The 18,252-nt window shown below is 33.2% G+C and carries 21 protein-coding genes; 1 reads left to right on the top strand and 20 read right to left on the bottom strand.

Translation table 11 applies throughout. From position 1 onward, the window contains the following. Positions 1–30: 30 nt before the first annotated feature. The 16 genes from FN817_RS20835 to FN817_RS20760 form a co-directional block, all read right to left on the bottom strand. Complete coding sequence (locus FN817_RS20835; protein WP_142719615.1) at positions 31–1,275, bottom strand: hypothetical protein; 1,245 nt, start codon at positions 1,273–1,275, stop codon at positions 31–33. Between the two features lie 480 nt (positions 1,276–1,755). Then, positions 1,756–2,259, bottom strand: a complete 504-nt coding sequence (locus tag FN817_RS20830; protein ID WP_142719614.1) for a DinB family protein — start codon at positions 2,257–2,259, stop codon at positions 1,756–1,758. Between the two features lie 32 nt (positions 2,260–2,291). Then, a complete protein-coding gene (locus tag FN817_RS20825) occupies positions 2,292–2,675 on the bottom strand; it encodes a 5-carboxymethyl-2-hydroxymuconate Delta-isomerase (protein WP_142719613.1) in 384 nt (127 codons plus the stop codon). A 132-nt stretch (positions 2,676–2,807) separates the two neighbouring features. Continuing rightward, positions 2,808–4,418: a serine hydrolase gene (locus FN817_RS20820; RefSeq protein ID WP_142719612.1), complete on the bottom strand. Its 1,611-nt coding sequence runs from the start codon at positions 4,416–4,418 to the stop codon at positions 2,808–2,810. 76 nt (positions 4,419–4,494) lie between these two features. Then, entirely contained in the window at positions 4,495–4,767 is a 273-nt protein-coding gene (locus FN817_RS20815; RefSeq protein WP_142719611.1) for a hypothetical protein, read from the bottom strand. 237 nt (positions 4,768–5,004) lie between these two features. Then, entirely contained in the window at positions 5,005–5,526 is a 522-nt protein-coding gene (locus FN817_RS20810; RefSeq protein ID WP_142719610.1) for a hypothetical protein, read from the bottom strand. Positions 5,527–5,547: 21 nt separating this feature from the next. Beyond that, positions 5,548–5,922 carry a VOC family protein gene (locus tag FN817_RS20805; RefSeq protein WP_142719609.1) on the bottom strand — a complete coding sequence of 125 codons (375 nt, stop codon included), beginning with the start codon at positions 5,920–5,922 and terminating at the stop codon, positions 5,548–5,550. Positions 5,923–5,940: 18 nt separating this feature from the next. Further along, positions 5,941–6,480 carry a dihydrofolate reductase family protein gene (locus FN817_RS20800; RefSeq protein ID WP_142719608.1) on the bottom strand — a complete coding sequence of 180 codons (540 nt, stop codon included), beginning with the start codon at positions 6,478–6,480 and terminating at the stop codon, positions 5,941–5,943. Positions 6,481–6,746: 266 nt separating this feature from the next. Beyond that, positions 6,747–7,289, bottom strand: coding sequence for a hypothetical protein (locus FN817_RS20795; RefSeq protein ID WP_142719607.1), 543 nt, complete (start codon positions 7,287–7,289; stop codon positions 6,747–6,749). Between the two features lie 82 nt (positions 7,290–7,371). Continuing rightward, positions 7,372–8,013: a hypothetical protein gene (locus FN817_RS20790; protein ID WP_142719606.1), complete on the bottom strand. Its 642-nt coding sequence runs from the start codon at positions 8,011–8,013 to the stop codon at positions 7,372–7,374. 47 nt (positions 8,014–8,060) lie between these two features. Continuing rightward, positions 8,061–9,029: a hypothetical protein gene (locus FN817_RS20785; protein ID WP_142719605.1), complete on the bottom strand. Its 969-nt coding sequence runs from the start codon at positions 9,027–9,029 to the stop codon at positions 8,061–8,063. A 139-nt stretch (positions 9,030–9,168) separates the two neighbouring features. Continuing rightward, on the bottom strand, positions 9,169–9,744 hold the full coding sequence (locus FN817_RS20780) for a hypothetical protein (protein ID WP_142719604.1): 576 nt from the start codon (positions 9,742–9,744) through the stop codon (positions 9,169–9,171). A 39-nt stretch (positions 9,745–9,783) separates the two neighbouring features. Next, positions 9,784–10,443, bottom strand: coding sequence for a DUF2461 domain-containing protein (locus tag FN817_RS20775; protein WP_142719603.1), 660 nt, complete (start codon positions 10,441–10,443; stop codon positions 9,784–9,786). A 17-nt stretch (positions 10,444–10,460) separates the two neighbouring features. Next, positions 10,461–11,027 carry a hypothetical protein gene (locus FN817_RS20770; protein ID WP_142719602.1) on the bottom strand — a complete coding sequence of 189 codons (567 nt, stop codon included), beginning with the start codon at positions 11,025–11,027 and terminating at the stop codon, positions 10,461–10,463. Positions 11,028–11,147: 120 nt separating this feature from the next. After that, positions 11,148–11,540, bottom strand: a complete 393-nt coding sequence (locus FN817_RS20765; RefSeq protein WP_142719601.1) for a DUF5071 domain-containing protein — start codon at positions 11,538–11,540, stop codon at positions 11,148–11,150. 62 nt (positions 11,541–11,602) lie between these two features. Next, positions 11,603–12,775 carry a T9SS C-terminal target domain-containing protein gene (locus FN817_RS20760; protein WP_142719600.1) on the bottom strand — a complete coding sequence of 391 codons (1,173 nt, stop codon included), beginning with the start codon at positions 12,773–12,775 and terminating at the stop codon, positions 11,603–11,605. Between the two features lie 286 nt (positions 12,776–13,061). Here FN817_RS20760 and FN817_RS23440 point away from each other — a divergent pair, with 286 nt between their 5' ends. Further along, the gene (locus FN817_RS23440) at positions 13,062–13,187 is read left to right on the top strand and encodes a helix-turn-helix domain-containing protein (protein WP_228451627.1); all 126 of its coding nucleotides are present in this window, start codon (positions 13,062–13,064) and stop codon (positions 13,185–13,187) included. Between the two features lie 130 nt (positions 13,188–13,317). Here FN817_RS23440 and FN817_RS20750 read toward each other — a convergent pair whose 3' ends face one another. The 4 genes from FN817_RS20750 to groL all read right to left on the bottom strand — a co-directional run bounded on the left by FN817_RS20750 (position 13,318) and on the right by groL (position 18,243). Beyond that, positions 13,318–14,574 carry a hypothetical protein gene (locus FN817_RS20750; RefSeq protein ID WP_142719599.1) on the bottom strand — a complete coding sequence of 419 codons (1,257 nt, stop codon included), beginning with the start codon at positions 14,572–14,574 and terminating at the stop codon, positions 13,318–13,320. Positions 14,575–14,875: 301 nt separating this feature from the next. Next, on the bottom strand, positions 14,876–15,295 hold the full coding sequence (locus tag FN817_RS20745) for a hypothetical protein (protein WP_142719598.1): 420 nt from the start codon (positions 15,293–15,295) through the stop codon (positions 14,876–14,878). Positions 15,296–15,925: 630 nt separating this feature from the next. Beyond that, positions 15,926–16,240 (bottom strand): hypothetical protein, encoded by a 315-nt coding sequence (locus tag FN817_RS20740; protein WP_142719597.1) that lies wholly within the window; start codon positions 16,238–16,240, stop codon positions 15,926–15,928. A 377-nt stretch (positions 16,241–16,617) separates the two neighbouring features. Continuing rightward, the gene (gene groL / locus FN817_RS20735; protein ID WP_142719596.1) at positions 16,618–18,243 is read right to left on the bottom strand and encodes a chaperonin GroEL; all 1,626 of its coding nucleotides are present in this window, start codon (positions 18,241–18,243) and stop codon (positions 16,618–16,620) included. Positions 18,244–18,252: the final 9 nt, after the last annotated feature.

Genomic DNA, 18,252 nt, shown 5'->3' with positions numbered 1-18,252 from the left:
TTATTATTAATATTGGGATTAAGGTTTTAATTACCACTTCCAGATCTGAGGCTCATCTTTCCAGATCAGCAATCTGAACTCTTCATAATGTTTCCCATTGCCGATGGTGTGGGTATCTCTGTGTCCTTTCTCTAGTTTTAATTTGTGTAAAATACCTGAGTGTGCCGCTACCCACAGGGTTTCTTCATCATCAGAAAGTGCTGTTCCTGTAATAGTAGACCCAAGGAAGTATCTCCAAAGCTGATTTCCATTCTTATCAAAAGCTTTGATATAGCCGTAAGCGTCTCCCAGAATATAATAATCTTTTATGGCAACCCCTTCATAAACTCTCATTTCTTCATCAATGAAAGTAAAGTCTTCACTTTCTGTATACGCTTCAATATCAGCTCCTACATATTGATCGGCATTGATTCCGATGGTAATTCCGTTGTAAAAATGGCAGGAATTTGTAATCAGCTGGCTGTCATCTTTTGCAAAAAGACAAAAATGTGGATAAGATGATTGTGGCCCTATGGATCCTACGGTATTACCTTCGTGATCCAGTATTCTGTGATCATAGCATTGGTCTCCTACTACGATATAAGAATTGTCGTTGGATAATGCCGCATTTTCCATGTCAATCTGAGAGCTCCAGTCTTCTTCATTATCTTCATTGATGGGATGGATGAGTTTTTTTTCAGTATTTGAAATCAGAAAAATTCCGTCTGAGGAAACAATCACAACTTTGCTTCCATCATTGAAAGGGTATAAATCTGTAATCCCGAAATCTGGGTTTTCATCCAGTTCAAATTCATTGATGAGGTCTCCATTCCAACCTTTGTATAAATATATTTTGTGAGCATCTGCAATGGCGAAAATGTTTTCCCGTTTGGATTTCCCGATTGCATGGATATTTTCATCAAGTTTTGTGACAATATCTTTATCAAGAAGATAAGCCTGTCTTTTTTCATATGAAGTGCCTGTCATGAAAACAATTTTTTCCTCAGTGATAAAATGCATATGCTCAATATTCTGAGCTTTATTTTCCATTAAAGGAATGATAGGAGTATGAGCGGGTGGAAAATGCTCTCTGAAGTTTTCTGTGTCTCCGTTTTTGTTAGCGGTTTTAAGCAGTTCAAAAACTTCGCGGGCAATATTGGCTCTTTTATCTTCAGGTTCTTCACCCTTCCAGTTTTCCCAGCCGTTTTTTTCACCAAACTCAACCATTTCATTGATATCTTTCGCATAACGTTCTCCTTCTGAGAACCATTCTTTTTGGATTGTAGTGTTGTACATTAAACTTTTTTATATTAAACTTTTATTGAAAAATGAGGTTGTATTCCCTATCAACTAACTTACAAAAAATCCAATAATCCGGTATGAAAGCAATTCTGGTAATTGAGCAATTTATTTTGTCGATAACCTCTGGTATTCGCTTTAAAAATAATAACTGCGAATAATAAGGTCAAAAAAAAATGTGGATAAGTTATCCACAGAACTTATCCACATGATTTTTTATTTCAGAAATTCTCAAAAAAAATAACATTGATTTAAATTGTTTACTTTCAATATATTATGTTGTCTGTTTTTTATGAGTGAAAAACTTATCCATACTTTATCCACAGCTATTAATGGGATGTTGAAAAGTTATCCACAAATATTGAAAAGTGTGGATAACCTGGTTTTATGCAGGTAACTATTTTAAAATCAAGTATTTTTAAAAAGTTCTTTAATGTTTTTAAATTTAATGTCAGACTTATCCACAAAAGGTTGATATTATTGCTTATCCTTATAAATATTCCAGAAGTTAAAATCCGTCATCGGAGCATCTGTTATTCCGATATTTCGTCCCATCGTTACGATTTGCCCTCTGTGATAAGTCCCGTGAAGAATAGCGTGCTGAATATATTCATACTTTGAAAAATCACATTGAAACCATTGAGATTCTATCTTCACATTCTTTGAAAGATCATCTTCAGACAGACTTTCCACATAATCTACCAGCTTTTGTGAATTGTTTTTAATAGCATTGAAAACATCTTCTTTGTCTGTGGTTTCTGTAGTTTTAGCAAAATCAAAATCATTTTTTTCAGAAATGTGACTCCACCAGTATTCCTGGGTCTGCCAGATATGGTGTAAGGTTTTTAGGATAGTAGGAAAACTTGAAATTGTTTCCTGATTCAATTGTTCGTCAGACTTTGTGGATAACCAGTCAATATATTTATTGACTACCCAATTGTTGTACTGTACGCTTTTGTTGACTAATGCTTTTAAGCTCATAATATTAGTATTTAGTTGGTGTTGAAAGAAAATTATAATCCGAAATGTCTGTCTTTATCTATATTTTCAGGATTAATGAGTGCTTTATTGCTGTAAGTTGAGGCTTCAAAATCATTGATATTCACAGAAAGAAAGGAAATATCAGTGAGTAATTCAGAAAGTCTGGTACTGATCTGTCTGGAAAGTTGCGCTTTTTGTTCCGTAGTACGGCCTTCCATAATGTATCCGAAGACATGCAGAAAATTTTTCTTGCCTGTTCCTAATCTGTAATACTGATAAGGCTGAAGCCTCACTTTGATATCATTGGGAGCAAAAAGACCAGTTGCATCAGCCACTTCATATAGTGCATCCATTAATTCTTCGGGCGTTCTCAGCTGAAGAATATCCTGTGAACAATCTATAATAAAATGAGGCATAGATTATATTTTGTGGTTTGATTTTGAGTGAGATAAAAATAATAAAAAATATCAATGGATGTTTAAAATAAAAACCACCCTACTTTAGAGCGGTTGAAAAATATGTATTTTTTACGGTGTAAATGCAAGGTTTTATTGAACTGATTTTTTGATGCTGAATTGTGGTTTTACAGTATTGGTCATATCGAGTACAATGTCATAAGCACCTTCTTCATTGATGGGAAAATCATAAGCATCAAAGGCAATGCTTTTATTATCATTATTCAATCCGAGGCTGTATCCCCAGTCGCTATTAAATCTGAATTTTAAATTGCCTTTATTCAGTTTATAGTTTTTAAGAAAATAAATATTAGGGGTTTCAGAGTTTGTCTGCAGTGGGATATCTTTTCCATCCCAGCCGTTAGGAGTAGCATTTCCTATGATCCCCCAGGTAAGATTTTGTGTATTTTTTTTAGCTGTTTTCACCGTTCCATCCCAAAAATGAATGACAACAGTATCTATTTTCCCGTTTTGATCGGGTTTAAATGTACAGGTAAATTTTTCATCCAGTTGAAATGATGTTTTGCTTAATGGCAGCAAGGCATTTCTAGGATAACTACCTTCTTTAAAAATCAGTTTCCCATCAGCACTGTTTATATAGAAGTTTGAACTTTCAGTGGAATAAACCCCATCCAGTTTTTTTAAATCCTCTGTACTCACTTTTGCAATAGCTGGAATAGTATAAGGTTTATTGTACAGTATTTTTTCTACCAGAGGAAAAATAAAATCTGTGTGTGAAAGCTCTGAATTTGAAATGACAATCACACAAATATCGTCCTCCAGAATTCTGTAATACCTGCTTCTGTAACCAGGTCCGCCGGCATCATGACCTACCCGTTTTTTATCAAAAACAGTAGAAATCTGAAAGCCTAATCCATAATGATCCTTAAGATAAGGAGTAAAAGCTTTATCTATTGTTTCTTTTTTCAGAATGGTATAGTTCTTTAGCGCTTCATTGAACTTAAAAAGATCTTCCACTGTAGAATACATGGCTCCTGCCCCAAAAGGATGATCGGTTTTGAAACGTAATGCTTCGTTTGAGTTATTATCGGATAAAAACTCATACCCAAATGCTTTATTTTCATCCGTAACAGTATTGAAGTTGAACCCACTGTGATTCATTTTCAAGGGTTTCAGTATATTGTTTTCTATCACTTTATCATAGTTCAGACCTGTCACTTTTTTAATGATATAACCTAGGATATAATATCCGGAATTAGAGTAATCCCAATCTTTACCAGGTGAAAAATTCAGTGGTTTTGCGGAAATATACTTTAAAAATGTTTCCTCATCTACAGTATACTCAGAGTTTGTATCATTGGGAATTCCTGACGTATGCGAAAGCAGGTTGGCCAAAGTGATGCTGTCTCCCTTCGGAAAATCAGGGTAATATTTTGAAAGTTTGTCATTCAAAGATAATTTTCCTTGTTCTTCCAGCTGAAAAATAACTGTTGCAGTGAACATTTTTGTGGTAGAGAAAACCCGGTAAAGGCTGTTATTGGTGTTTTTTATTTTTTTAGGCGCATTTCTGTAGCCGTAACTTTTTTCAAAAATAACTTTTCCTTTTTCCGCAATGAGAACAGAACCACTGAACAAGCCGGCCTTTTCATAAGTGGAGAATAATTGTTCCAGTTTTTCTGATTTCTGAGAAAAAAGTGGACTGGCTGCAAGCAATATTATAATGCAGGTTAAAATAGACTTCATTGATTTTTTTTTAAATAAGACACTTTTAAGTGTGATATTATTACATGGCTAATGAACTATTTTTGGTTATCTGTATTTAATACCAAATTCTTTTTAATTCACCTGCAATTTCATCCGCTTTAACTTTCGTGATCCAGTCTACGATTCTTATTTCACTTTCTTTTTGTATGAGAATAACGGAATAGGTTGAACCACTTATTGAAAAATGGTAGCGGACTCCCAATTGATGTCTTTCTACTTCAAAATTTTTCGTTCCAATACGATCTGTTTCTTCTTTCAGATAAGTTTTAGGACTTGTGAATAATTTGTTTTTATATTGTACTGTCAGGGTTTCGTGGTCAATGGTCAAAACTGTTTTTCCGAAATTATTCCATAACCAGATATAGAGGAAGAAAATAAAAAGGCAGGCTATAACTGCAGTTATAGAAGATAAACTGGTGCAAAAAAATCATCGTACTGCAGGAGCCCAAGAATGATGATGATAAGTACCATCAAAAACATGAAAATTAAGCCAATACTTGTGATAAAGGCAGTTAGCCAATTGGTTTTGTTTTTTATTTCAATGATCGCTGGCATGTCTGATTGATTACTGTGGAGGTTTTCTTTCATACAACTTTGTTTTTTCAAGACCGAAATTATTTATCTCCATAGGTGAATCTTCTTCCCAGTCCGGAAGATAGTTGTAAAGTTGATCGGTAAGTTTTATGATTCCAGGCGTTACACTATAATCGAACTCATAGCTTTTTCTGTCGGTAATAATTTCCAACCCGGATTGTTTTCTTTCACTGAATGGAGATGGAATACGGAAAGAATATATTGAAATAATTTCATCCCATTGTATAAGCTCTGTTGTGTTTTTTTGTTTAAAGCAAAACCCGCTGTCTGTGTATTGAAAAATTCCGTCATCATTATGCAACCTGTCCATTTCTTTTTCAACAGAATCATAATCCTCTTTTTCAACAGGAGAATAAAGTTTTGCTACCGAAAATATGATCACAACAAAACACAGAAAAACAACAGCAAATGTAATTTTTTTATCATCAAAAATAGGATAGTTGTAAAGGGTCAGGATTAAAACAAGACAAGTGGCAGCAATTATCTTTTTCATGGTTGCAGATGGGGGCTGGTTTTATTTTTTGCTCTTTAGTTGAAATACATTTCCTTCCGGATCGGTTCCGTCACAGAGCCAGAAAGGGTAGTTTTCAAAAGTTTTGATCTCTCTCATCTGAATATTTTTTGAGACCAGTTCATTTCTTGCAGATTTTATGTCAATGTCGATTTCAAAAACAAGTTTGGTATTGTTGTCGAAGAGATGCCCCGCTTCCATTTTTTCAAGATACTGATCTCCGATTTTATGAAGTCCGATATGAGCACCTCCGGCATCAAGCAAAATCCAGATTGGATCTTCTTCAATCACCTTCAGATTAAAATGTTGCACATAAAAGTTCCTGAGCAGCTGCACATTTTTTACATAGAGAATAATAGTTCCAAGCTGAGCGTTCATGTCTTGACTGTTTTAAGGTTAAGCCTCGTAAATAAGTTGTACTACGCCGGATTTGAAAACATTGGTTTTAACCAGTTTTAAATTTAGTCTTTCTTTTAAATCTTCAAAAAGAGGTTTCCCTTTTCCTAAAACAATCGGATGAACAGATATTCTATAGGTATCAATAAGGTTAAGCTGAATAAATGTTTTGATAAGACTCGCTCCTCCATATAGCCAGATATCTTTTCCGCCCTGGTTTTTTATTTCGGAAACTTTCTGTGCAATATCAGAATTGATAAAAACGGCATTTTCATCTTCTCTGCTCTGACTGGAAAAGACAAATTTATTTTTGGAATGAACAGCTTCCCAAAGTTTTTGCTCTTCCGGGCCTGCATTTTCCTCCGGCTGATAATTTCCCCACGCATCATAGCTTACTCTTCCATAAAAAATAGTGTCTATCCCTGCTAGAAATCCATCAAAATCCATATCATCATCCATGATACACCAGTCTGTTTCTCCATTGGGTCCTTCAATAAATCCATCTAAAGTAGTGGCAAGGTCTAATATTACTTTTTTCATTGGTTGGGTATTATTTTATTTTGAGAAAGTAAATAATAATTTTGCGCATATGTGTTTTTCAAAGCAAATATATTGCTTTCTTATCGTTCATTAAGTGAAATTTGTTGTAGACCAGCTTCTGGATTTCCTGCTTAAGATGATTAAAGCTTTAAGAAGCGGAATTTAAAAACCCTATTAAGAGGAGGATTCCGATGGTTTGCAGTATTTTCATTATTATAAAAAAATTACTAACGCTAATGCGTTTAATTGATTTCTATCAACAAACTCTATAGATTAAACAGTTCTATTATTTTTTGATATAAAGTATTTAAATACTCGTCTTTGGGAGAACAATTGCCATTACTCATTTTCAGAAAACTATTTTTCTTAAGGGCATGAATAAATATCCCACTTCCATCATTACATGTTGAAGGAACATTATAGTCATTGTTGGTCCAAAAATGATTTTCAGATAACAACTTCATAAATTGTACATATTGCTTTTGAGTTAAATTTTTCTGTACAAGAATTGTAAACCTTGAATCTATTTTTTCGCCTGTCTTTTGATCATATTCACCGGTAAATATTTTCTTCTTAACAAGTATATATTTATTCCCAGTGTGTTCAATTCTGATTAAATAATTGTCTTTAAATGCAGACCATTTGAAAATCTGATAGACTTCATCATTTTTTTTAAATGTTGATTTGTCAATGCATTCCAAAGGTTTTTCTTTAAGTCCTGAGGAAATATATTTGCATGCGTTGTCATTATCCTGAGCTGCAAGGAAAATAAATGGAAAAGTTAAGATTAAGGTGAGTGTTTTTTTCATCGTGAAAAGTTTTTGTAAAATAATAAAACCGTTCTTACGGAACGGTTCTAAATATATTGTCAATGTAAACCGGTACAGCAGTCTAACGGTATGGCAGATTGATTTCTTCAATTTTTGCTCTCAAATCTGAAATGGTATAGGTTTCTGAGTTACATTGAATTTCAGGAATATTATGGGCTGATAGGAAATCATTCAAATCATCACAATTTTGCAGAATATTAAATTCTTTATTGTCCAGATCTAAAACAATTCCTTTGGTTTTTCCATTGATGGAGTAGGTAAGAGGACTTAATGCGCCTAAGAATGCTTTCGACCATAAGCCTTTCATGTTCTCTTCAAAATAAATGAATCTTCCATAATTCAAAACTTTACAAAATCTTGAATATTGGTCAGGATCATATCCTTTGTCGTCTCTATTGGTATACTTTCTATAGGTCTGAAAATACATTTCTCCTTTATGCGAAATAGCCAGCGGGAACTTAACCCTTTTATCCTTTTGCTTAAAGTAAAAAAAAGCCTTTTCCGGCAGATCAAGAGAATCACATTTTTCACAGGCTTTGAAATATATTTCTTCGGTGGAAGACGGTTTTTTATTCAAAACATCTTCCAGTGTCATATAAACGCCTTCCGGAAAATCTCCTTTTTTGATGGATGGATATTCTTTTTCCTGTCCGGCTGCGATGCCGAAAATAAAAAGAAGACAAAGTAAAATATAGTGTTTCATGAATTTTATATTAGTTTTTCAGCAGCTAAATTACAAAAACGGAAGACTTATTCGGTATCATTGTAAGAATTGACTTTATAAATCAGCTGAAACTTTATAGTGTCTTTCTTTGTATACGGATATTTTTCTTCGTTAACCTGTTTTTCAAATTCTTTCATGAGTTCTAAATCCAGATCATCCTTAACGGCAAATTGAATTTCGTTTTTCTTTTCTCCCAATTCAAATTGAACCATTATTTTTCCTTCCCGTTTAGAGTTTTTAAATAAACGTTCAAAAATTTTGTTGGTTTTTTCAAAAACTGACTGAAGATCTTCTACAGACGAATTTTTCTGTAATTCCGGATCACTAGTCAAAAATATTACTTTCTCGAGTTTGGTTTCTTTGTTTCCTTTATCAGTAATATAAACTTCATTTCCATTTTTATAAGTCTTGATCGTTCCTTCTGTTTTGTATGTTCCTTTGTCAATTGGATTGTTATAGGCATTTTTATTGGGAAACTCATCCAGCCAGAATAACTTCATTTCTTTTTTTAGAAAATTTAAAATATACAGATGGTCTTCGGTTTGCAGCACAAACAAAGGTTCTTCAATATCAAATGAAATGGTTGACCAGTAATATTTTAATTCGTCTTCATTGGCTTTTCGTATCTGATAATTCCCGGAAATTCCCTTTTTTACTTCATCCCAAATCTTTTTGGAATCCTTCAAATTTTTGGACATTTTTCCCTCTACTTCTATATCGTCAATATGAAAGATCAAACTGTCAGGTATCGCTTTTAAGCTTTCAATATTTTTAAATCTTTTCCAAAGCGTGGGTCCTATGATTAAATTATTTCCCAACAGGTTATCATTGGTTGTATTCGTCAGACTTTCAGTAAGCAATTTTTTTGCTTTTTCATTTAGTTTATCATCAGCATAATTATAAACAACTCCATTGGGAATGGTTATTTTCTCTTTGATTTGTGCTGTTACAGTGTTGATGATGAATAGAAGAAGCAGGATAAATTTTATTTTCATGGATTATTTTTAGTTGGATATAAAATACAAAAAATTAGAATTCGGAATTTTTTCTGTACCCCAAATACTATTTTGTAAACAGCAAGGTCTGAATGGCTTCTAAATGAATGAGGCGATATTTTTCATGGCGGGTTACTGTTTAAAGCTTCAGTTTAATTTTTTGCACTTCCGTTGTATTGGGATTGTCGATTTTGTTAGGGGTCACCCAATCTACATAAAGCTCTTTATTTTCAATATGTATACTGTCAATACAATAATGAGGAAAAAGGCTTGAGCAATTTTTCCAGTTTTCTCCCAGGAACTGTTTTTCTTTTCCCGGAATATTTTCAGCAATTAATTTGTAAGGGAGAGAATCTGTTTCATAGATAACAATACCATTTATTTTATCATAGGCCAATGTGTTTTCATAGAATTTGACTTCATTATTAGTAAATGGTAAAATTAAATCTGTCCATGTATCGCTTCCATTGGGATGTCTCAGACACATATAGTCATCATTGCTCCATTGTAAAGATGTTTTCCCATCCAGATAATGGTTACTAACAGACGTGGAAGATTTGAATGTTCTTTTTCCGTTAGTCCAACGTATAAAAGACGTTGAATCTGTCACTTTAACAAATTCAAATGTATGTTTTGGATTGATCGTTGCAGCTTTATTTGATGAATGGCATGCTGAGATCAATACACAAAAAGATAATAGGAGGAGAAGTTTCATGGGGTTTTTAGTTTTTAAAAAATAGATGATAACTGAATTTTAGAACAAGGGCTCTCCATTCAAATCTGTTGTCAGAATTTCACTCATATAATCGAAAAAAGGACGCATAGCCAACAAGGTGAGAAGGGCTTCTTTTTGAAAACTGTCAGATAAGACTTCCTTATCGGTAAATTTTCGCATGACCAGAAATTGCTTCTTCCTGATTAAATCTATAGCCGGATGATTTTTATCAAAACCTCGCGGAGCTGTTTTTACAGAATCTCCTTTTAGTTCACCAAAATATTTAGTGAAGGTTTTATCTGAAATAATCTTTTCGATTTCTGTACTGCTGATTTCAAATTCTTTACGGATACGAAGTAAATCTTTGGCTTCCGGACCCCAAAAGCCACCTCCAACAAAGCTGTTACCCGGTTCAATCTGAATATAATATCCACCTCTTAACATTGGCTTCGAACGGGAATATCCCACACCGAAATTGGTTTTATACGGTGTCTTGTCTTTGGAAAAACGGACGTCATTATAAATCCTGAAAATATGAATTCCTTTGAGCTGATCATGCTCCTGAAGTTCATGATAGATCTGAGTAAAAAGAATTTTGTTTTCTTTTACAATACCATCATATTCGGATTTGTGTTTGGCAAACCATTCACGATTGTTGTTTTCTTTTAAATGGGTGAGAAATTCAAATGCTTTTTTCATGTTGTTATTTAGAGAGGTTATGCTTGTTTCCATTGCAGTTCAATATATTTTGTACAGTCGTTTTTCATATCATCATATCCATCGAGTAAAATTGCTGAACCTCCATTTTTCACGACTTCTTTTACTATTTTATAAGCTTCTTGAGCTCCCATAGGGTCTTGTCCTACCAAATCAAAAACAATATTCTGCGTTTTTGTAAGCGTTGAATATAAGGTTAATAAACGTCTGGGGTTACCTGCAAGGGTATTTACTTTTATTTTTTTATTAATCCATTCCGTCTCATAAATTTTTTCGGAATAAGGACTAGCAGGATTTGCATTTTTCTTTAAATATTCTCCAACAGTCATAGGATAAAAAATATCTCTAAACTTCGATTCTCTGAAATGTTCAACAAAAGTCATTTTTTTGTGGATGATAACATTTTCATGGGGTGTCTTACCACAAAATAGATCCTTAAGAAACATTTCCGTTTCGTGAAAGTATGGTCCGTTGAAAAGATTTATAATAATAATTTCCCCTTCATTGAGTGTAAATGGGGGAACGTAAAATTTATCTGTTTTGATTCCTTTGTTTTCGATGATCATTTGGATGTTTTTTGTTTCAACTCTTCAGGGATCAGATCGTTTTCAATCAGGTAATCACCTATTATTTTCAAAAAATTATTAAACTGCTTTAGACTCTGTAGAGTTGGGCATCAGCCGTTTTTATTTCCAATTTCTACTATTCACAATTCCTTTCGCAACTTCGTCTACTTCTTCAATTATCTCATTTTTTTTTGGAGAAGTAGCAATCCGAATGATTTCATTTTTGATAATAGGACTTTGAGTGATGGGACCAAAAATAGTGATAATCCAATATTTCCATACTTCATCATCGTTCCTTTTTATAATTGAAAGTAACTCTGTTGTAATTTTATCATTAATACTTTCTAAATATTCTGAAACAGGTTTTGCAACCGGCCAGTTCATATCTTGCAGCCATTCAAGTAAATTCGGAATAATTTCTTTGAGTTCTTCGTAGGAATAGTTTGTTAGTTTTTCAGCGGTAGACAAATCACCTTTATTTTTTGGAATTAAATCTCTAATATTTTTCATCATTTATATTAAAATTTAAATTGATTTAATCATTGTATTTTTTACTAGATGATTGTAAGTAATTATTATCTGAAAATTCTAATCTGCTGCAGAACCCCTTTCTCATTTTTAAAACTAAAAATGTAATTCCCTGGTCGTACTCTGGATAGATCTATCGTTTTATTATAATAGGCAAAGCCTCTGCTGACCACCTCTCCACCTGTGGAGTAAACCGTATATTCAAACTGATTGCTGTTATTTTTATTGCTGATGATAAAACCATCTTTGGATGCATTGGTATAGACTTTTGTTTCCAATATTCGGTCCTCATTGGTTGTATTTGCGAGTACGCTTTCGCTGATATCTGCTACCTGGATGCTTTTAATAGCTGATTTAGTTACAGAGGTTGTGCTTCCACCGATGATATATAGTTTATTGTTGTATACTTCTGCGGCAGCGTGTCTTCTGGGAATCATATTGGATGATAACTGATGGAACTTATTGGTTGCAGTATCAAAATAGGCCAGAAAAGTCTGATTATTATACCCTCCTGCAATAAAAATCTTATTACCAGATACTGCTAATGAATGTCCGGATATCCCGGCGGGCATCGTAAACTGATCGGTCCAGCGATCAGTATTGAGGTCGTAAACATTGATCAGTCGGGATGAAGTACCGTTGAAACCACCAATGACATACAGCTTATCATTCACAATTTTGCCCTTTGTTTCTCTGGCTGTGGGCATATCGGGTAATGGATGCCAGGTATCGGAAGCAATATCATAATATTGAAATCTATTAGAAAATTTAGTGGTTGCAGCACCGTTTAGTCCGCTGCCACCGAATACATATATTTTGCCGTTATAGATGGCAGAACCCGCATTTCCTGTGTAGGAACGATTAACAGCCCCTTTCGTTATTTTATTCGTTTCAAGGTCTACAATTTCAAGATGGCTATTTCCCCAGCCATTAAAAATGTAAATTTTATTATTGTAAGTTTCCGAGTTAGCAAATTTTTTGGAAAGCAGAGAAGAGTTGAAAACACTCCATTTGTTATCCGTAATATTATATCTTTCAATATAATTGGCGTTACCGCTGTTTTCCAGATATCCATTGCTCACATATATATTATCATTCACTATTACACTGGTTATGGCACCTCTGCCTACAGACATATTGGCCAGACTTTTAAAATTAAGCGTTTGTGCCTGGGTGAGTAATGAGCCCAAAAATGAAAGGAATAATAATTTTGTTTTCAATGGTACCGGGTTTAGTGTTTATTTTCTTTAAATGATTCGGGCTTATTTTCAGTACCGAACTTTAATAGAATATTCGTGGTTTAAAGATAGGAAAAAGTTGAAGAGAATTTTTTAAAATTGCTTTTAGCCATTTCACTCACGTTCTGTATTACACTATCAAGTGCAGCTACCCCTTTAAATGGACGTTTTACAAGATGAAATACTAAAAAGATTTGGAGAACACATTAAAGATTTAAGACTTAAATCTTGACTTACTCAAGATGATGTTGTTCTAAATAGTTCCAAAATTACTAAAGGTACAGTAAGCGATATAGAAAATGGAAAAAGAAACTTTGCATTTACTACGTTAATTGATTTGGCCAGAGGTCTAAATGTATTGCCTAAGGATTTATTGGATTTTAAAATAGATTAGAAATTCTAGATTTGTACTTAATTAGAATATAAAATAAACTCCGAAGTCTTCAGACTTCGGAGTTTATTTTATAATAGATTGGTTTTATTTTATTGGCGAAAAGTCGGGAGCCTGTGCTAAGCGCAATATTTTAATTTACACCCAATTCTTGAATAAGCTCTTCTCTATTCTGATCAGATAACCAAATTATAAACCCTTTATCGACAATACTAAGTTTTAAATTACTGTTATCATAGTCTATAATTATTGGAATAGTATTTTTCTTAACCTGCAATGAAGCAATTGATTTCAAAGCTTGTGTTAAATTCCCAGGATTTAATAAATGTTTTCTTGGGTGTTCTTGTTGTAAAAGTGTGTTGATTTCACTTCTTTTTAAACCATTTTCAAGTTTTTCAACTTCAGCTTTTAATATTGCATACATAATCCATTTATGCATTTCAAGTTCAGTAACTTGAAAACCTTCTGATATATTAGTAATCAGATTATAATATCTACCTGAATGTTGTGAAATTACTTTTGATAATAAAATATCTAAATCATCACAATTCAATATTTGAATTGAATCTGTTTGTTCTATTAATTTATTTGCTATGCATAGCTCATAACAAACTTCTTGAACTATATAAACATTATTTAAGCTTTTTTCTATTAAGTGTTTTTTTGCTTCATCGGGAATTTGTATATTCAATAAAGATTCTCCAGTTCTAATTAATTCTTCAAGATTTTCATCTGTCCACTCATCTGCATTTACAGATTTAATTCTTCCAGACAAATCTCCATTTAATGCTATTAGTCTGTTTTCTTCTAACCAAACACCTACTATAATAAATGTGAGATCAGAGTTTTCGTGAAATGCTTTTAATTCAATTGCAAAATCAACTTGGGTTTCATCTTTTAAATAGTGAAAATCTTCTATAACGATATATTTTTGAAAATCTAGACTTTTTAAAGCATCAATTATATCATTTACATCTTCTGGATCTAATTCAAGTGGCTTATATTCTTTCTCATTACCCTTTTCTCCCTCTACTTCACTTTCAAAGTCGGCTTTACCAAATAAATTCCAACCGAAACCAACTTTTACCTTTGCTTTTCCATTTATTGTTTTCCTTTCGGAAACTTGAACTGTAAAACCTGCTTGTTTTAGAATAGTAATATTTAAATTATATAGATCCATTTTATTATCGCAATGAACTGTGATATAATCTTTATCATTTAGATTTCTTTTTCGTAAACATGTTTTCCCTTGTTTAGAACTTCCGAATATAACAACATGATGTCTTCTATCTAAAGAATCTATAAATACCTTATCTGCCTCTCTTTCTATATAATTTAATGGGATATCTCTTTGTATCCCAAATACATCCTTGGTTAAAAATTTATCCATTTCTACTAATGAAATTACTGTTTATATTAAATGAAAAAATGAATTATAAGAACAAACATTCCATTTTTGCTAACTTACAAAAAAATAAGGACTTGAAATGTAATAAGAGTTTTAGGTTAACTGAATTTTCTCTATTTTCAAATAGTTAATATATTAAATTATTTCAGTAATACACTGTTACAACATTCCTGAAATTCCAGTATCTATTGGCATCTCTGGTTCAACACTCTTCACTTCAATGATTACATGCTCAGTTGTAGCAATCTATAAAACAGTGTCAAAAAAATTATAACTTTGTATATTACCGATTAATTTCACCTATAATATCAAAATCTAAGTTATAATTATGGGTATCTTTTCCATTTTGATCAGTTAAAAGTACATCCATACATGTGAAAATACTCCCATTTTTATCTAATTTTGCTTCTTTTCGAATGATAATATTTAATGGGAAATTTAGTTTTTGAGAAGGAATCATCGACATCATACTACAATATGGAGAATCTTCTTCACTACAAATATGGTAGTTTTTATCTCCCGGAAAGTTATTTGGGTTATTAGATATAAAATTTTGAAGCTGATTTAATTCTTCATTAGTTAGTCCTTTACCATATTCATCATCATTACCTTCTTCTAGCTTATACCAAGTAATATTAAATGATCCATGCTGAATTGTGTCGTCAAATTTGAATGATTTAAATTGTGTGTTTAGTTTATACATATTATTTGTTGTTTTAATTACATTTTCCTAAATTAAAATATTTTATGAGCACTTCCTTATGGGAAATCGTATTTAACACAAAACTGTTCTACAAAAGTAGAACGATTAGTATATTAATTTGCCACGTGCACTCTTTCTTTTTATTTTAACCCTTCTTATCCAGTTCCAGAATATTCTTTTGTGGTTCTAAAACCATCCGGAGCTATATAAAACCCATCTGTTGGGGTTCACTGATCAGAAATTTGGTATTGTAAACCTATCGGGAGAAGCTGAAGATCTCAAAGGCGTATTTAAGAACGCCAAATAGCGTTTCAAAACCTTGGCCGGGATATCTGGAGCCTCAAATGATGAGTTCAGGAGACATTTTTGGCAATACTATGTGATGCAACTATTTTTCTATATGTACGTATCCTTGTAAAGGTTTTAAACCTTGACAAGGATATCAATCCAGCTACGTTTGCTAAAAAACTTACACCTTACAAACAAAAAACCGTTCTACAAAAGCAGAACGGTTAATATATTAATTTATTTCAACGACACGTTGTTACATTATTCCTGGCATTCCACCATCCATTTGGCATAGCTGGTTCAGCTTTTGAAGCATATCTTATATAGAAGTTGTAAGACGTTTTATGTATTTGTAAAAAGTTTTTTAACCCTCTCAATAACGTATTGAAAAGGAGTTAATTCATATCCAATATGTTTACAATGTAAAGCTTCTACAAATTCAGGTAAATTGGAATATATGTTTACTTTTAGCGTAACTATTTTTTTGTTTTTATCATTGTATAGACTTATAAATTCATTTCCATCATTATCAATTCCGTGTTTATATCCAAGAATGTTCTTTAGGGGTATAATTTTTTTTATAAATAAGAAGTTGTGATAGACTAGATTTTCGTTTTGAATATTAGAAAATATCAATTCATAATAATTCTTTTTCACTACTATGTAGATTGTGAGCAGAAAGAGTAAAATAAAGTAACAGAACCATAAATAATGACCTTTTGAAATCATATTTTGATATGCTCCTTTTGTAAAAATAAATGGCAGAGAGAATGAAAAAAAAGAGAATACAATTCTAAAAAAAACGATGAAATAATTTTTTATTTTCAGTGTCACCATATTTTATTGTTTTTTCTTTTAAGTAAGGTCTAATTCTCAAATATATGAAACTTTGCAACTTTTGAAGAACATATTTTTAGTTATTTTTTATGTTTTCCAAAATGCATAATCTTTAATGTTATAAAACAATATTAAACAAAAAACCGCTCCACAAAAGTAGAACGGTTAGTATATTAATTTGCCTCGGTCGCTGACCGTTACATCATTCCTGGCATTCCACCACCCATTGGCATAGCTGGTTCAGCGCTCTTTACTTCAGTGATTACACATTCAGTAGTAAGAAGCATTCCAGATACAGAAGCTGCGTTTTCAAGGGCAACTCTTGTTACTTTAGTTGGGTCAATGATTCCTGCTTCAAGCATGTGAACATACTCGTCAGTTTTCGCGTTGTATCCGAAGTCTCCTGTTCCTTCTGCTACTTTAGCAACAATTACAGAACCTTCTCCACCAGCGTTAGCAACGATTTGTCTTAATGGCTCCTCGATGGCTCTTTTCACGATTTTGATCCCTGTAGTTTCATCAGAATTGATTCCTGTAAGGTTTTCCAAAGCTGAGATTGCTCTTACTAAAGCAACACCACCACCTGCAACAATACCTTCTTCTACAGCCGCTCTTGTAGCGTGTAATGCATCATCTACTCTGTCTTTTTTCTCTTTCATTTCTACTTCAGAAGCAGCACCTACGTAAAGTACAGCAACACCACCAGCTAACTTAGCTAATCTTTCCTGAAGTTTTTCTCTGTCGTAGTCAGAAGTTGTAGTTTCCATCTGAGCTTTGATCTGAGCTACTCTTCCTTTGATTTTCGCTTCGTCACCACCACCGTTTACAACTGTAGTGTTGTCTTTGTCGATCGTTACTTTCTCAGCAGTTCCAAGCATATCCAAAGAGATGTTTTCCATAGTGAAACCTTGCTCTTCAGAGATCACCTGTCCACCTGTAAGGATCGCGATATCTTCTAACATTGCTTTTCTTCTGTCTCCGAATCCAGGAGCTTTTACAGCAGCAATTTTAAGAGAACCTCTTAGTTTGTTGACTACCAAAGTAGCTAAAGCTTCACCTTCCACTTCTTCAGAGATGATCAATAGAGACTTACCACCTTGGGCAATTGGCTCAAGAACTGGTAACAATTCTTTCATTGAAGAAATTTTCTTCTCTACCAAAAGGATATATGGGTTTTCTAGTTCAGCTAACATTTTCTCAGGGTTAGTCACGAAGTAAGGTGACTGATAACCTCTGTCGAACTGCATACCTTCTACAACATCTACTGTTGTATCGATACCTTTAGCCTCTTCTACAGTGATTACACCTTCTTTTCCAACTTTTCCGAAAGCTTCAGCGATTAAAGCACCGATAGTTTCGTCATTGTTAGCAGATACAGAAGCTACTTGCTTTACTTTATCTGTAGAATCTCCAACAGCCTGAGACTGTGCTTTAAGGTTTTCAACAACTGCAGTTACTGCTTTGTCGATCCCTCTTTTAAGATCCATTGGGTTAGCACCTGCAGCTACGTTCTTAAGACCTTCTCTTACGATAGCCTGTGCCAATACAGTAGCGGTAGTAGTACCGTCTCCTGCGATATCATTAGTTTTGGAAGCTACTTCTTTTACCATTTGAGCTCCCATATTTTCTACTCTGTCTTCAAGTTCGATTTCCTTTGCAACAGACACACCATCCTTAGTTACGTGTGGAGCACCGAAAGATTTTTCGATGACTACGTTTCTTCCTTTAGGACCTAAAGTTACCTTTACTGCATTAGCCAATGCATCTACCCCTCTCTTTAGAGCGTCTCTTGATTCAATATCGAATTTTATTTCTTTTGCCATGTTGTTTAG

The organism is Chryseobacterium rhizoplanae (assembly GCF_900182655.1).
Lineage (GTDB): Bacteria > Bacteroidota > Bacteroidia > Flavobacteriales > Weeksellaceae > Chryseobacterium > Chryseobacterium rhizoplanae.
This window is presented reverse-complemented; position numbering and strand designations above follow the sequence as displayed.

What these genes read in the sequence shown, in the direction of transcription:
- FN817_RS20835 (WP_142719615.1), bottom strand. Translation starts at nt 1,275, where the DNA reads ATGTACAACACTACAATCCAAAAAGAATGGTTCTCAGAAGGAGAACGT.
- FN817_RS20830 (WP_142719614.1), bottom strand. Translation starts at nt 2,259, where the DNA reads ATGAGCTTAAAAGCATTAGTCAACAAAAGCGTACAGTACAACAATTGG.
- FN817_RS20825 (WP_142719613.1), bottom strand. Translation starts at nt 2,675, where the DNA reads ATGCCTCATTTTATTATAGATTGTTCACAGGATATTCTTCAGCTGAGA.
- FN817_RS20820 (WP_142719612.1), bottom strand. Translation starts at nt 4,418, where the DNA reads ATGAAGTCTATTTTAACCTGCATTATAATATTGCTTGCAGCCAGTCCA.
- FN817_RS20810 (WP_142719610.1), bottom strand. Translation starts at nt 5,526, where the DNA reads ATGAAAAAGATAATTGCTGCCACTTGTCTTGTTTTAATCCTGACCCTT.
- FN817_RS20805 (WP_142719609.1), bottom strand. Translation starts at nt 5,922, where the DNA reads ATGAACGCTCAGCTTGGAACTATTATTCTCTATGTAAAAAATGTGCAG.
- FN817_RS20800 (WP_142719608.1), bottom strand. Translation starts at nt 6,480, where the DNA reads ATGAAAAAAGTAATATTAGACCTTGCCACTACTTTAGATGGATTTATT.
- FN817_RS20795 (WP_142719607.1), bottom strand. Translation starts at nt 7,289, where the DNA reads ATGAAAAAAACACTCACCTTAATCTTAACTTTTCCATTTATTTTCCTT.
- FN817_RS20790 (WP_142719606.1), bottom strand. Translation starts at nt 8,013, where the DNA reads ATGAAACACTATATTTTACTTTGTCTTCTTTTTATTTTCGGCATCGCA.
- FN817_RS20785 (WP_142719605.1), bottom strand. Translation starts at nt 9,029, where the DNA reads ATGAAAATAAAATTTATCCTGCTTCTTCTATTCATCATCAACACTGTA.
- FN817_RS20780 (WP_142719604.1), bottom strand. Translation starts at nt 9,744, where the DNA reads ATGAAACTTCTCCTCCTATTATCTTTTTGTGTATTGATCTCAGCATGC.
- FN817_RS20775 (WP_142719603.1), bottom strand. Translation starts at nt 10,443, where the DNA reads ATGAAAAAAGCATTTGAATTTCTCACCCATTTAAAAGAAAACAACAAT.
- FN817_RS20770 (WP_142719602.1), bottom strand. Translation starts at nt 11,027, where the DNA reads ATGATCATCGAAAACAAAGGAATCAAAACAGATAAATTTTACGTTCCC.
- FN817_RS20765 (WP_142719601.1), bottom strand. Translation starts at nt 11,540, where the DNA reads ATGATGAAAAATATTAGAGATTTAATTCCAAAAAATAAAGGTGATTTG.
- FN817_RS20750 (WP_142719599.1), bottom strand. Translation starts at nt 14,574, where the DNA reads ATGGATAAATTTTTAACCAAGGATGTATTTGGGATACAAAGAGATATC.
- FN817_RS20745 (WP_142719598.1), bottom strand. Translation starts at nt 15,295, where the DNA reads ATGTATAAACTAAACACACAATTTAAATCATTCAAATTTGACGACACA.
- groL (WP_142719596.1), bottom strand. Translation starts at nt 18,243, where the DNA reads ATGGCAAAAGAAATAAAATTCGATATTGAATCAAGAGACGCTCTAAAG.